The organism is Paenisporosarcina sp. NPDC076907 (assembly GCF_050269735.1).
GTDB lineage: Bacteria > Bacillota > Bacilli > Bacillales_A > Planococcaceae > Paenisporosarcina.
Genome location: NZ_JBNNIX010000003.1, coordinates 1 through 14,203 on the forward strand (window position 1 = coordinate 1; position 14,203 = coordinate 14,203).

Here is a 14,203-nt window from a genome sequence, read left to right on the forward strand (position 1 = left end):
AGTTTTCAAGGTTCATTTCGTTGGTCACTCTCGCGACAGCAACTTTTATATCTTAGCAAATCCAGTTTGTCATGTCAACAAAAAGTTTTGCTTTTTATTTATTTCGTTGCAATCAATTTAGCAACTTTATTAATATACCTTCATTCGAAATCAAAGTCAATAACTATTTTGAAATATTTTTCTTCGCTTTCGAAGGACAAGTATTAATATACACCCTCTTGATTTACAAATCAAGAGGTTTTTTACGAAAAAGTTTAATTATCTTCTTAAAGTCCGCTACAAACAGCACTATACCTGCAATCACAATGATTCCCCCGATGATCTGAGTTGTGATTAAATATTCATCGAAGATATAAAACGCTAAAATAGCCGCACCAACTGGCTCAAATAATATGGCGATTGAAATAATATTCGTTGAAACATATTTTAAAGACCAATTAAAAAAAGTATGACCTAATAGATTTGGAACAATTGCTAATAAGATAAACCATAACCAATCATCCGCCGGATAAGGCCCAAAGGATTCACCTTTTACTAATACATAGAAAAAGAGCGTGATTGTGCTAATTCCATAAACCACAAATGTATATGTTACCAAGGACAGTCTTTTTCGAACATCCTGCCCGAATAAGAGATAGGCTGTGACAAGTCCACAAGCAATGAGAGCCAATACATCTCCATACAATGCACTTCCACTGATTTGGAAGTCACCCCAACTTATTAGAATGGACCCACCGATCGCAATTGCTCCAGAAATAATGGTCTTTAATGATAATCGTTCTTTAAAAAAGAAATAGGTACCGGCAAAAGCAAATAAAGGTTGTAAAGTTACTAACACAGTTGAACTGGCCACCGATGTGTAATTTAAAGATTCAAACCATAAGATAAAATGAAAAGCCAAAAAGATCCCGGCAATTAATGAAAAGGTCCAATCTCTTTTTGTTAATCGTTTAATTTCGGACGTGTATTTCCAAAAGAAAACTGGTGACATAATTAATACTGAAAATAACATACGATAAAAAGCTATTACCCCCGCGTCCGCATTTGCAAGTTTCACAAAGATTGCAGACATGGAAACTGCGATGACTCCAATAGCAATTGGAATCCAAGGGTGAATTGGTGGTTTTTCCATGAAGTTCACTTCTCTCTGTACCCTCTGAAAAATTGAAAATACTTTATAAAAAAAGGTACTATATAATTAATCCTTCATAATTGTTTCACGTCTACACGATCAACGCAAGTAAGATTTCATGTTCTGATAAAGGAGGATTTCAATGGAGGAAATAATTATCGACGGTTTTGTACATACTGAAATTTTAATGAAATTGGGTTTAGCGGCATTATTAAGTTTAATTATTGGTCTTGAGAGGGAACTTAAGAAGAAGCCCGTAGGATTGAAGACAAGTTTGGTTATTGCCACTTTCAGTTGTTTGCTTACTTACATCTCTATTGAGTCAGCTTATATGGCTGAAAGCAGAGACGGAGTGAATATTACAATGGATCCATTGCGCCTCGCTGCACAAATCGTCAGTGGAATCGGTTTCTTGGGTGCCGGGGTAATTCTTCGGAAAGGGAATGACAGTATTACCGGGTTAACAACAGCTGCTATGATTTGGGGTGCTGGTGCTATCGGAATCGCTGTCGGGGCAGGATTTTATGTAGAGGCAACGATTTGTGTACTTATTGTACTGGTTGGAATTGAAGCACTACCACCGCTTCTTTCGAAGATTGGCCCAAAACGTCTTAGAATGAAAGAAGTATATATGAAGGTTCTGATTTCTGAAACTGGTTCAATTGAACAATTAGTTACTTTTATTAAATCAGAAGGAATTGTAGTAGAAAGTCTTCGTATTAAAGACGTACCTCTTTCCGACCATCGTTTAAAACACGAAGTAGAATTACGCTTATCAACTTTACCAAAGCATAATTCGTTTACCATCTACGACAGTATCCATTCTCTTTCATATATTGATCGAGTCGAACTAGAAATTTTAACTTAATAGGAGGAAATTATGAAAGATTTTTTCGTTTTACTTAAAGATGGAAACAAACCATCGCTATTGGCGGCTATTGTCAATACAATTATTGCCGTATTAAAAGGTTTTGCATTCTTTTTCACTGGAAATGTAGCCATGTTCGCAGAAATGATGCACTCAATCGGGGATGCAGCCAATCAGTTTTTCGTTTTCATTGGTTCAGCTTTATCAAAAAAAGCTCCAACACCACGATTTCCAAATGGTTTTGGAAGAGTAGTCAATTTAGTCTGTTTAGGCGCTGTACTAATAGTTGGAATTTTGTCTTATGAAACTGTAATTGAAGGATGGCACCATATTCAACATCCAGCAAAATCTGGCGGTTTATTAATTACTCTTGGTGTTCTAGCTATCGCAATTTTATTAGAAACATTTGTATTATTTAAAGCTTCTAAAGAAGTTCTGCATGAAGCTGGTGTTCCAAAAGCTAAAGGATTGGCTCCATTAACTCTTGCGTTCACTCATTTAAATCGGGCTAAGCCTGCCACTAAATTAGTCTTTATGGAAGATTTAGTGGCAACCGCTGGTGGGATTTTGGCTTTTGTAGCCGTCTTAATCGCTCATTTTACTGGTTTTTTACAAGCAGAGGGCATTGCCTCTATCATGATTGGTTTAATGATGTTCTATGTTGTAGGACGCGTATTCCTTGAAAACGCTCGAGGTGCAATTGGCGAAACAGATGAACAAATGCTAAATCACATTGCTCATCTAGTATTTGAACATAAAGATGTCAAAGATATTCAAAAACTTTCCGTTATTAAAGAAGGCGAGTTTCTACATGTAGAACTTGTTGCTGAAGTTGACTCTTCTATCTCTTTTGCAGAGGCTGATGATATCCGTGATCATTTAGTTGATTTAATTCTTCATCAACAAGGTGTTCAAGATGTAACGATTTCGTTTGATGAAGACGATGGTGTCACTCACTGGAAACACGTGAACAATCGACCAGATCAATTACCACCACAATAAATTGCAAAGCGAAAGCCCCGTTCATTTGAAACGGGGCTTTTCTTATTGCAAACGACTATCGAGAGTTCTCAGCAATTCTACACCTTGAACAACTAATTTGTTACTGATTGGAGCATCTTTATCCGTTGGTTTTTGAAATTGGTTCAGCAATCCTCCACCAATTCCAAAAAGAGCATCCTTCTCATCATCAATTCCATATTGATAACAATGTCGTAATAAAAAAGGAACGCCACATTCCAATTTAGCAGAAGCCTGTTCAAAATCACCACTTTTCACCGTGACCGGAATTCGCAAGACATCATAATAGGGTGTTTTTTGAAACACGTAATCAAAATAAGCATGGTCGTAATCCCAACCACCACCTACAGTAAATCCATGGCTAGTTAAAAACTCTTCAAGGTGACCTTTTTCAAAACGTTTTCCTTCTAATGAAGAATTAAGTTCTATCAATTAAAAAACCTCCCGTCTTCTATTAGAATGGACAGGAGGTGTATGGTTTTATTCGTGACTAAAAAAGAAAACATCCATCATGAGCCCAAATATTTTATCAGTGCTTATAGTGAAGCCTTTAAAATAGCGCGTACATCGTCTGCTTCTAAAGGTACAAAGTTTCCAAATGGACCGTAAACCATTGCTTTTTCAACCATCGATTCAATTTTAGAATCGTCGATGTTATAGTCAGCAAGTGTCTCTGGAGCTCCAAGTGAAGTCCAAAAAGCGCGTAAGTTATCGATTCCTTCGTTCGCAATTTCATCAACCGTCTTACCTTCCGGCTCTACTCCAAATACATAAACAGCCAATCTTGCGAAACGTTCAGGGTCAACTTTAATATTATGGCGCATCCAATGAGGGAATAGAATAGCCAAACCACCTGCGTGAGGGATATCATAAATTGCCGATACGGCATGTTCAATATTGTGAGTTGCCCAGTCGCCTCGGTATCCCATTTGCAACATTCCGTTCAAAGCAATTGTTCCGGAGAAGAGAATGGTTTCACGATGTTCATACGAGTGTAAATTGTTTAGTAGTTTTGGTGCAGTTTCCATAATCGCCCTTAAAACACCTTCACACATTTCATCTTGCACGGGTGTACTCGTTGCGTTATTGAAATATTGTTCGAAAATATGAGACATCATATCCACAATTCCATATACTGTCTGGTCTTGCGGAACTGAAAAAGTATAAGCAGGATCAAGCACCGAGAATTTAGGGAATACTAGCGGGCTTCCCCAACCATATTTTTCCTGAGTTTCTTCATTAGTAATGACCGACCCCGAATTCATTTCAGAACCTGTTGCAGCCAAAGTCAACACGGTACCAAATGGAAGTGCTGCTTCTGGCACTGCTTTACGGCTGACAAAGTCCCATGCGTCACCTTCATATTTTGCACCAGCAGCGATTAACTTCGTACAGTCAATGACAGAACCGCCCCCTACTGCAAGTAATACATCGATATTTTCTTTTTTACAAATCTCCACGCCTTTTCGGACAGTTGAAATACGTGGATTCGGATCTACTCCACTCAATTCAAAAATTTCCAAGTCAGCTTCTTTTAAAGTGGACATAACATCCTCATAAAGACCATTTTTCTTAATACTTCCACCGCCATAAACGACTAGAACTTTTTTGCCGTATGTAGGTAATTCTTGTTTAATTTGTTCAAGTTGCCCTTTTCCAAAAATCAATTTAACAGGGTTATAAAATGAAAATGCATTCATTTATATCACGCTCCTCTATTGAGTATTATGTGCATATTCACATATAAAATCAAAGAAAAGAGCTTAATCTGCATTGAAAAAGCGTCTTGTCTCCAAAGAGACAAGACGCTATATTTTTATACCCAGCCACGGAAGCGAGAAGCTTCAGCAGTTTTACGAACACCCACCATATATGCAGCTAAGCGCATGTTAATATTACGTGTTGTAGCAACCGTGTATACATTCTCAAATGCTTCTACCATTTTTTTATAAAGTTTCTCATTTACTTCTTCTTCCGTCCAGTAGTACCCTTGATTATTTTGAACCCACTCAAAATAAGATACTGTTACGCCGCCTGCGCTAGCAAGAACGTCAGGAACAAGTAAAATACCACGATCAGTTAATATTTTTGTTGCCTCAGTTGTTGTTGGACCGTTTGCAGCTTCCACCACAATGCTCGCACGAATATTGTGTGCGTTTTCAGCTGTAATTTGATTTTCAATTGCAGCTGGCACTAAGATGTCGCAATCCAATTCTAGCAACTCTTGGTTTGAGATTGTATTTTCGAATAAAGTAGTTACAGTTCCAAAACTATCACGGCGATCCAGTAAATAATCAATATCTAAACCATTCGGATCATGCAAAGCTCCGTATGCATCTGAGATACCGATTACTTTTGCTCCAGCATCACTCATGAATTTAGCTAAGAAACTACCTGCATTACCGAAACCTTGAATGACTATTCGCGCCCCATTCATATCGATACCACGTTTTTTTGCAGCTTCTTCTACACAGATTGTTACACCTTGTGCTGTCGCACGTTCACGTCCTTGAGAACCTCCAAGAACAATTGGTTTACCAGTAATGAAACCTGGTGAGTTAAATTCATCAATTCGGCTGTATTCATCCATCATCCAAGCCATAATTTGTGAATTTGTAAATACATCTGGAGCTGGAATATCTTTAGTTGGACCTACAAATTGACTAATCGCACGAACATAGCCACGACTAAGTTTTTCAATTTCGTTCATCGACATTTGTCGAGGGTCGCAAATAATTCCGCCCTTACCACCACCATAAGGTAAATCAACGATTCCACATTTCAATGTCATCCACATCGATAATGCTTTCACTTCATCTTCAGAAACCTCCGGGTGAAAACGTACGCCACCTTTAGTAGGTCCTACAGCGTCGTTATGTTGAGCACGATAACCCGTGAAAACTTTAACTTTACCATCATCCATTTTAATAGGAATACGCACTTCAAGCATACGTAACGGTTCTTTTAAAAGTTCAAACATTCCTTCATCATATCCAAGTTTGTTAAGAGCGTCCTGAATAACATCTTGTGTTGATGTGAACAGGTTTAGATTTTCAGCCATTTTATAGTTTCGCCTCTTTATTCATAATGATTACGTCGCAATCATTGTAACATATTTATTTTTATTTTTTAACAGTAAAAATTATTTATTGAATACTTTTTGAATTTTTTCAATTGCCCAGTCCAATTCGTCTTTTGTTATAACCAATGGTGGAGCAAAACGAATCACTGTATCATGAGTTTCTTTACATAAAAGTCCAAGCTCTTTTAATTCTTCACAAAATGGACGTGCTGCCGTGTTAAGTTCCATTCCGATAAATAATCCGCGGCCACGTACTTCTTTAATAGAAGAATGTTCGATTTTTGTCAGAGCATCTTTGAAATAGTTTCCTAGTTCTTCAGAGCGTTCTGCTAACTTCTCTTCTACTAATACGTTCAAAGAAGCAATCGATACGGCACAAGCCATTGGGTTTCCACCGAAAGTTGAACCATGAGATCCTGGGTTAAATACTTCAAGAATCTCTTTGTTGGCAACTACGCAAGAGATAGGGAACACTCCTCCACCTAGTGCTTTCCCCAAAATATACATATCTGGATCTACATCTTCCCATTCACACGCAAACATTTTACCTGTGCGGCAAAGACCAGCTTGGATTTCATCGGCAATAAACAGTACATTATTTTCACGACAAAGTTCACGAGCTGCTTTCATAAATCCAGCTGGAGGAATAACAATTCCTGCTTCTCCTTGAATTGGTTCAATCAAGAATGCTGCAGTGTTCGGCGTTATTGCTGATTTTAACGTTTCAATGTCTCCGTATGGAATCAAGTTGATACCTGGTAGCATTGGTCCGAAGCCACGTTTGTAATCAGGATCTGAAGATAGAGACACTGCCGCCATAGTACGTCCGTGGAAGTTTCCGTTACAAGCAATGATTTCTGCTTGGTTTTCAGAGATTCCTTTTACATCGTAAGCCCATCGACGAGCTGCTTTAATCGCTGTCTCAACAGCTTCTGCCCCTGTATTCATAGGTAGTGCCATATCTTTTCCAGATAGTTCACAAATCATTTCATACCAAGGTCCTAATTGATCGTTGTGGAATGCACGTGACGTCAACGTTACTCGGTCAGCTTGATCTTTTAGCGCTTGAATAATTTTCGGGTGACGATGTCCTTGGTTAACTGCCGAATAAGCAGATAACATATCCATGAATTTGTTGCCTTCAGGATCTTTTACCCATACACCTTGTGCTTCAGAAATAACAATCGGAAGTGGATGATAGTTTGGCGCACCAAACTTTTCTGTTTGCTCAATCACATTTTGTGAAACTGTCATAATGTTTCGCCTCCTCAAATTTTCAAAAAAAGGCAGACGCATCTTCTGATGTGCCTGCCTATATTTAATGTCGCTTTTGTTAATGTGCTTCAAGCGCCAGCTCGCACCGCCGCTTAGGCCTACAGGATGTAGGTCATGAAGGCGTTGCCGCAAAATATCTTTTCCCTGCATTTTGCGACGAGTAATCGCAGGAGCAGGACGCGGCGTTCTTAGCCTTCCTTCCGAAATCATTCGAAAGCAGGCTTTCGATTCGTTTCTTCCACCGGCGGAGTCGAGCTAAAGTGGCGCTTTACGCTTGGGCCCACACGAAGTGGGTCATGAAGGCGTTGCGACAAAATATCTTTTTCCTTCATTTTGCGACGAGTAATCGCAGGAGCAGGACGTCGCGATTTTAGCCTTCGTTCCTCTTATAACATTTCAGATGTTGTTTTTGCTTGTAAGTGTAAAGTCAGGTAGTCAGGACCGCCTGCTTTAGAGTCTGTACCTGACATGTTGAATCCACCGAATGGTTGGTATCCAACGATCGCTCCAGTACATCCACGGTTGAAGTACAAGTTACCTACATGGAATTCTTCACGTGCTTTTTCTTGGTTCATACGGTTATTTGTGATTACCGCACCAGTTAAGCCGTATTCCGTATTGTTAGCAATTTCAAGCGCTTCATCGAAATCTTTTGCTTTAGCGATCCCTACAACCGGTCCAAAGATTTCTTCTTGCATGATGCGAGCTTTAGGGTCTAAGTCAGCGATTACAGTTGGTTGAATGAAGAATCCTTTAGAATCATCACCAGTACCACCAGCAATTAAACGACCTTCACCTTTACCGATTTCGATGTAGCTCATGATTTTTTTGAATGCAGCGCCATCGATAACCGGACCAACGAAATGCTCATCTTGATCTGGAACACCAACAGATAGAGCTTTAGTTAATTCTTCAACTCGATTTAAAACTTGATCATATACATCTTCAACGATTACAGCGCGTGAACATGCAGAACATTTTTGGCCACTGAAACCGAATGCAGATTTCACGATTGATTGAGCAGCTAATTCTAAATCTGCTTCTTTATCAACAACGATTGTATCTTTACCACCCATTTCAGCGATTACACGTTTAATCCAAATTTGACCTTCAGATAATTTAGAAGAACGTTCGAAGATACGAAGACCAACGTCACGTGAACCAGTGAAACTGATTAAACGAGTACGTGGGTGATCTACCATGAAGTCCCCAACTTCAGCACCAGAACCAGGAATAAAGTTAACAACTCCTGCAGGCATACCCGCTTCTTCTAAAACTTCCATGAATTTGTAAGCTACGATTGGTGTAGTTGATGCTGGTTTTAGTAATACTGTGTTACCAGTAACCATTGCTGCAACTGCTGTTCCCGCCATAATTGCAAATGGGAAGTTCCAAGGAGAAATAACAACTGCTACACCCATTGGAATATAGTCATAACGGTTATACTCACCTGGACGGCTTTCAACTGGTTGACCATCTTTCAAGCGAAGCATTTGACGACCGTAATATTCAAGGAAATCGATTGCTTCAGCTGCTTCAACATCAGCTTCAACCCATGTTTTACCCGCTTCTTTAGAAAGCAATGCCGAGAATTCGAATTTACGACGGCGCATAATTGCTGCCGCTTTGAATAATACGTCTGCACGAATTTCAGGTTTTACTTTTTTCCATGTGTTAAATGTAGCATCTGCAATGTCCATTGCTTTAGAAGCCAATTCTTGGTTCGCTTTAGATACAGAACCTACAACTTCAGTTTTGTTAGCTGGGTTGTAAGAAACGATTTTTTCTTCAGTCGTAATGCGTTCGCCACCAATAATAAGTGGGAAGTCTTGACCCATGTAACCTTCTACTGTTTTATAACCGTCTTGGATGGCTTTTTTGTTTTCTTCTTTTGTGAAATCTGTGAATGCTTCATGTTTATAAGGAATCATGTGAATCCTCCTAAGATTTATTTTAGTGCAAAAATAATTTGCGCTTTTAATTCGTTTACATCTATAATAATGCAAAAGATTGTTGCGTTTTTCAAGTGATATTTCTTATTTTCGTAAAAAACTTTAGGAGTGAGCCTCCCTTGAACGATAAAGATCTTCAATTATTGCCTTTTTATCGCTTTGCAAGTGATCATATTTCGGTAGGAATCCATGCAATTGATAGGAATGGGCGTACCATTTTATACAACGAAAAAATGAAAAACATTGAAGGTCTCGATTTACAGGATGTTGCCGATCGCTCCCTTCTTGAATTATTCCAGTTTGATCAACAGGAAAGTACCCTTTTGAAAGTTCTTCAAAGTGGAGAGCATGTTATGAATGTCAAACAAACCTACTGGAATCGTAATGGACATGAAATAACAACCATTAATGATACGCATCCTGTATTTGAAAACGGTGAATTAATCGGGGCTGTTGAATTAGCTCGTGACGTAACAACCTTAGAGCGATTAGTATATCAGCCGTTGCGTCGTTATGGAGAACCCATTACATTTTCAGTGATAACTGCCGTTTCCGAATCGATGAAACATGTGATTTCAACTGCCAAAAAAGCGGCGATGGCACGTTTATCCGTCTTGCTTGTTGGTGAAGCTGGCACTGGAAAAGACTTGGTGGCTGAAGGCATTCATTATGAATTATCCCCACCTTTGTCCCATTTTTATACGTTATATTGCCACAACTCCGACCCAACGATTCTCAATAAATTAAAAGAAGACATGATTGCACTTGAAGCAAGCACAATCTTCTGTGAACGGATAGACTTATTAACATTAGGAATGCAACAGCAATTACTGGACATGGTCAATGATCCAACTCTAGGTAATCATTTGTTCCTGGCGAGTGTCGGTGCCGATCCAGTGGACATGATTGCTTCAGGAGAGCTTTTGAAAGAGCTCTATTACTTCTTTGCTTCCATGACGATTGTCGTTCCTCCATTGCGTGAACGGCGAGAAGATATTGATCCTTTTGTTAACGACTATTTTGCTCGCCACAGAGTTCGCTTCGGATCCGCCATTATGGGATTGACAGAAGAAGTTCGTGACATCTTCCACTCGTATGACTGGCCTGGTAATTTAAAAGAAGTAGAAATCTTATTGGATGAAATCGCTTCGATGCTTACGATAGAGGATATGGTGACGTTTGAAATGTTGCCGCTTCATTTCAAATTGAAAGTGCAGGAAATGCGGGAACCTCTTAAACGTGCAGAAGACTTCGTCGTTCAATCAGATCGTGACTTGCTACCACTGGATGATTATTTACGCGAAGCAGAGATGTACTATTTGCAGAAAGTAATGGGGATGTTTGAAGGCAATGTGACAAAGGCTGCCGTTGCATTGGGTATGAGCAGACAGAACTTGCAATATCGACTTCGGAAGATCAGAAAATAACATAGGATATGCTGTCTTATAGCAATGTGTTACTTTTATCTTTCTCGAAGATTTTTCATCAAAAAAGCGAGCAGACTCCCAGGGAGTCTGCTCGCTTTTACTCATTGTCTAGCTCCAAGCGCCAGACCGCACCTTAGTTTCGGTCCCTCAAGCGAAAGGAGGCTTTCGAATCGGTCCCTCCAACACCGGCGTCGGTCTAGAGTGGCGCTTTACGCTTTTCTCATTGACCGGATTGTTTGATCCAGTCTTGTAATTTGTCTTTTAAAGAGTTGAAACCTTCTGCATCATGCTCATCAACGCGTGCTTGCAATGATTTTTTCGGTTTGTCTTCTTTACGTAAAACCGGTGGGCGTTCTTGTAATGCACGAATCGAAAGGCTGATTTTGCCAGCTTCTTCGTCCACTTCAAGTACTTTCACTTCGATTTCTTGCCCGACAGACAAGAATTCGCTTACGTCTTTCACATAACCATATGTGATTTCTGAGATGTGCACTAAACCTTGAGTCTCTTCGTCTAATGCTACAAACGCGCCGTATGGCTGAACGCCTGTTACTTTTCCTGAGATTACTTCCCCAACTTCGTACTTCTTAGTCATAATAATCGCTCCTAGTCTTGGATATATACCTATCTACCTTAAGGCCATAGAAGATTATACCATAAACTAGAGTATTACTCAAAAGACTCACTGCATCGGCATGAAGTGGACACGCCAGCCTTCTACGGTTTTCCGTAACTGGAACCCTTTCTGGCTTTCATCGTTTGTTTGAAATTCTGGCTTCAAATTAAAATAGATTACTTGATCATGCTCAGCTTGCAAATCTCCAATCATATACTCAACAGAATCGAATTGGGTTTTCCAATCCATTACGTTTTCAGAATGGACATAATCACCCAAAAATTCCTCGCGTGTGGGTTTAATATAATACTCATCATCCACTAGCAACGCATACTGAGTTTCAGCATCCCCTGAATATAATGCTTCCAGATAGATTCCCGCAATGACAGCTGGACCTTCTGAATTGATAAGTTCGTAGTTATATTCTTTCTTAAATTCCTCGTAAATACTTTGGATATTGTTCGTATACTGCGAGTTAATAGGTTCGTAAAAGTGTTCACCTTCGAAGGATACTGTTACTCCTAAATCGATTTGCCATACCCCTTCACGGTGGTTTTTCATAAGCGAGATTGTTTTTACAGTACGTCCTCCCTGTTGGACTTCAATCGTGCCAAAAATTTCTTCATATTGATAACTGCTCATTCTGTCGTCATACATAAGTGTAATTGCTTCATTAGGAAGAATATTTTCGTTTCCTAGAAATGTCTGTATATCCGATACCGTTGCTATGCCTTGAAATGGACGGACTAAATCCAACATTAAATCCGGAAAATCGATTTGCTGAGCATAGGAAAATAACAGAACGGACTCGATTGGTGTTAAATTCGATAATGCATAATCAGGATTTGTTGTGCCTGAATTTTTCAAATAACCATGAATTTTTTGCTGTATGTCCGAGTTTGGCCATTCAACCACATCTACAAAATCCATTTCATCAGTCGGCATTACCTTTGCTAGCTCACCTGTTTCTGCAAGCTGAAACGCTTCCTTCAAACCATTGAAATCAAGCATTTTGTAAGTTTCATTCACTTCCCAATCATTCGAGCGTAAGGAAGCGACTACAGGTGTCATATAATATTTGATTGGTGATACCCTCGTATTTCTAAGTAAATAATTCCATGCAAATTGATATTCCTCTTTAATTTTCCCATTCTCAAAAGTAACTGTATTAGGAGAGCCGAAAATTAAGGTAAAGGCAAGGTCTTCATAATAGGATTTTATGACCGTATACGTTGCAGTGGGGTTCTTATCACTCAGAAGATATATTTCTAATTGATCCAAAATAGATGCAGATTCCTGTATGCCGTAAACTAGTTCTCCACCATTCGTAAATGGGGCCATTTGTTTAAATGCCAATGCATCAATGGCACGTTGAGCAATCCTCCCATAGAGGCTGTAGATTTGGTCATTCATTTGGAATTCAGCAATGTATTCTTTCTCATTTGGTGCCACTTCAATCATAATACCTTCATGTGAAGAATTTAAAATTATTTGCCGCACTGGTTCAGGTAAATCTTTCTGCTTGCTATTTAAATAGGCCACGTCCAGTTTCCCGTTCATTTTGGCAGTACTCAAAACATCTTTATGGTCCGCTAAAACCTGATTATAGACAACCACTAAATCATCGATTTTTTTAGTAAACTCTTCAGTAAACCACATACTCTCTTCTTCATTCAATTCATTTCCATTGGGAAGATTCGTTAGCATCTCAGAAGGCAGTAGTAAATACTTAATCGTTTCACCGTAGGCTACTTTCAGGGGAAGTGTCGAATTCTTTATAGTATCGGGATGCGTGATGCGCGCCAATTCACTATCCGCAAATTGGACAAAATTCAATTGATCGAACTGTTCACTTGTCATTCCAAGCATTTTTCGTCTTATCTCACGTTCCTTTTGATAGTCTTTCTTGAGCTCTGCAATCTCTGTTTTATTGTACTCAGTGGCTGTGTTCGACTTTTGCTTTTCATGATCATTTAAAAAAGATGCGCTCAAGATGCCAATTAAAAATACACTAGCAAGACTGACAGTCCAAACGCTGACTTTTTGCCATTTAGATTGTTTAACAGAATGAACTGCCGGAACTTCTTGCGAATTTTTATTTTCAGCATCTATTTTATTTAATACGTCATCTGCATTAAATTTAGATGGAACGCGATTATACGACTTGCTAAGTAATTTCATCTGTTGGTCAAATTGCTTATCGTCCATATTCGGTACCCCCGTTTAATGCAAGTGCAGATTTGAGTTGTTCTTTTGCTCTTAACAACCTAGTTTTGACAGTTGCTAGCGGAATGTTCATGACATCACCGATCTGGTCATAGGTGAGTTCCTGAAAATAAAATAATATGATGGGAATACGATATTTTTCTTCCAGCAACTGAATGGCTGCATGTAATTCTCTATCTTCTTCAAATACCAAAATTTTCGATTCTGCAGATCTTACACTCGTTCCAAAGTTCTCTTCATCCTGCGCTTTATCTTCTTTGTTTTTCTCTCGCTGTTCTTTTCGATAATAATCCCTAGCAGCATTTAATGTGATTTTGTATAACCAAGTGGTAAAACGGTCACGCTGAAATTGATGGAGGAAGCGATACAGCTTTATGAATACTTCCTGAGTGACATCTTGTATATCATCTGCTTTGACACCACATTGGAAGGCAAATTTTTCAACGGTCCGATGATGTAGATTCATTAAGTCACTATAGGCCGCCCTGTCTCCTTTTTGTGCCCTTTCAATTAAATCAAGTTCGTTCATGAGGCCCCCTCACTCTCTATGTATTACTTGTTATACGAACGAATTCCTCAAATTGTTTCAGAAAATTATATTCTTT

Annotated in this window: 12 protein-coding genes; 3 read left to right on the forward strand and 9 right to left on the reverse strand. The window is 39.0% G+C overall.

The window, feature by feature from the left end:
* Positions 1–223 precede the first annotated feature (223 nt).
* On the reverse strand, positions 224–1,132 hold the full coding sequence (locus ACQKEV_RS11505; protein ID WP_427446255.1) for a DMT family transporter: 909 nt from the start codon (positions 1,130–1,132) through the stop codon (positions 224–226).
* A 142-nt stretch (positions 1,133–1,274) separates the two neighbouring features.
* Between ACQKEV_RS11505 and ACQKEV_RS11510 the strand changes: the two genes are divergently transcribed.
* Together ACQKEV_RS11510 and ACQKEV_RS11515 are read left to right on the forward strand one after the other, a co-directional pair.
* Positions 1,275–2,000: an MgtC/SapB family protein gene (locus tag ACQKEV_RS11510; protein WP_427446257.1), complete on the forward strand. Its 726-nt coding sequence runs from the start codon at positions 1,275–1,277 to the stop codon at positions 1,998–2,000.
* Between the two features lie 12 nt (positions 2,001–2,012).
* On the forward strand, positions 2,013–3,002 hold the full coding sequence (locus ACQKEV_RS11515; RefSeq protein ID WP_427446259.1) for a cation diffusion facilitator family transporter: 990 nt from the start codon (positions 2,013–2,015) through the stop codon (positions 3,000–3,002).
* 42 nt (positions 3,003–3,044) lie between these two features.
* Here ACQKEV_RS11515 and ACQKEV_RS11520 read toward each other — a convergent pair whose 3' ends face one another.
* The 5 genes from ACQKEV_RS11520 to pruA form a co-directional block, all read right to left on the reverse strand.
* Positions 3,045–3,452, reverse strand: a complete 408-nt coding sequence (locus ACQKEV_RS11520; RefSeq protein WP_269926474.1) for a YugN family protein — start codon at positions 3,450–3,452, stop codon at positions 3,045–3,047.
* Positions 3,453–3,556: 104 nt separating this feature from the next.
* Positions 3,557–4,720 carry an iron-containing alcohol dehydrogenase gene (locus ACQKEV_RS11525; RefSeq protein WP_427446260.1) on the reverse strand — a complete coding sequence of 388 codons (1,164 nt, stop codon included), beginning with the start codon at positions 4,718–4,720 and terminating at the stop codon, positions 3,557–3,559.
* Positions 4,721–4,836: 116 nt separating this feature from the next.
* Complete coding sequence (locus ACQKEV_RS11530; protein WP_427446261.1) at positions 4,837–6,081, reverse strand: Glu/Leu/Phe/Val family dehydrogenase; 1,245 nt, start codon at positions 6,079–6,081, stop codon at positions 4,837–4,839.
* Positions 6,082–6,162: 81 nt separating this feature from the next.
* Positions 6,163–7,356 carry an ornithine--oxo-acid transaminase gene (locus ACQKEV_RS11535; RefSeq protein ID WP_427446263.1) on the reverse strand — a complete coding sequence of 398 codons (1,194 nt, stop codon included), beginning with the start codon at positions 7,354–7,356 and terminating at the stop codon, positions 6,163–6,165.
* A 407-nt stretch (positions 7,357–7,763) separates the two neighbouring features.
* Positions 7,764–9,308: an L-glutamate gamma-semialdehyde dehydrogenase gene (gene pruA, locus ACQKEV_RS11540; RefSeq protein WP_427446264.1), complete on the reverse strand. Its 1,545-nt coding sequence runs from the start codon at positions 9,306–9,308 to the stop codon at positions 7,764–7,766.
* Between the two features lie 140 nt (positions 9,309–9,448).
* On the opposite strand from pruA, the gene ACQKEV_RS11545 reads away from it, so the two are divergent.
* On the forward strand, positions 9,449–10,756 hold the full coding sequence (locus ACQKEV_RS11545; protein ID WP_427446266.1) for a sigma 54-interacting transcriptional regulator: 1,308 nt from the start codon (positions 9,449–9,451) through the stop codon (positions 10,754–10,756).
* Positions 10,757–10,976: 220 nt separating this feature from the next.
* On the opposite strand, the gene yugI is transcribed toward ACQKEV_RS11545, so the two are convergent.
* From yugI to ACQKEV_RS11560, 3 genes are all read right to left on the reverse strand, one after another.
* Positions 10,977–11,351: a S1 domain-containing post-transcriptional regulator GSP13 gene (gene yugI, locus ACQKEV_RS11550; protein ID WP_016428978.1), complete on the reverse strand. Its 375-nt coding sequence runs from the start codon at positions 11,349–11,351 to the stop codon at positions 10,977–10,979.
* 87 nt (positions 11,352–11,438) lie between these two features.
* Positions 11,439–13,580, reverse strand: a complete 2,142-nt coding sequence (locus tag ACQKEV_RS11555) for a hypothetical protein (protein WP_427446267.1) — start codon at positions 13,578–13,580, stop codon at positions 11,439–11,441.
* Positions 13,570–14,127, reverse strand: a complete 558-nt coding sequence (locus ACQKEV_RS11560; RefSeq protein WP_427446268.1) for an RNA polymerase sigma factor — start codon at positions 14,125–14,127, stop codon at positions 13,570–13,572. Before ACQKEV_RS11560 ends, ACQKEV_RS11555 begins: the two co-directional genes overlap by 11 nt.
* Between the last annotated feature and the right edge of the window lie 76 nt (positions 14,128–14,203).

Coding starts and splice junctions, on each gene's coding strand:
- ACQKEV_RS11505 (WP_427446255.1), bottom strand. CDS start 1,132: ATGGAAAAACCACCAATTCACCCTTGGATTCCAATTGCTATTGGAGTC.
- ACQKEV_RS11510 (WP_427446257.1), top strand. CDS start 1,275: ATGGAGGAAATAATTATCGACGGTTTTGTACATACTGAAATTTTAATG.
- ACQKEV_RS11515 (WP_427446259.1), top strand. CDS start 2,013: ATGAAAGATTTTTTCGTTTTACTTAAAGATGGAAACAAACCATCGCTA.
- ACQKEV_RS11525 (WP_427446260.1), bottom strand. CDS start 4,720: ATGAATGCATTTTCATTTTATAACCCTGTTAAATTGATTTTTGGAAAA.
- ACQKEV_RS11530 (WP_427446261.1), bottom strand. CDS start 6,081: ATGGCTGAAAATCTAAACCTGTTCACATCAACACAAGATGTTATTCAG.
- ACQKEV_RS11535 (WP_427446263.1), bottom strand. CDS start 7,356: ATGACAGTTTCACAAAATGTGATTGAGCAAACAGAAAAGTTTGGTGCG.
- pruA (WP_427446264.1), bottom strand. CDS start 9,308: ATGATTCCTTATAAACATGAAGCATTCACAGATTTCACAAAAGAAGAA.
- yugI (WP_016428978.1), bottom strand. CDS start 11,351: ATGACTAAGAAGTACGAAGTTGGGGAAGTAATCTCAGGAAAAGTAACA.
- ACQKEV_RS11555 (WP_427446267.1), bottom strand. CDS start 13,580: ATGGACGATAAGCAATTTGACCAACAGATGAAATTACTTAGCAAGTCG.
- ACQKEV_RS11560 (WP_427446268.1), bottom strand. CDS start 14,127: ATGAACGAACTTGATTTAATTGAAAGGGCACAAAAAGGAGACAGGGCG.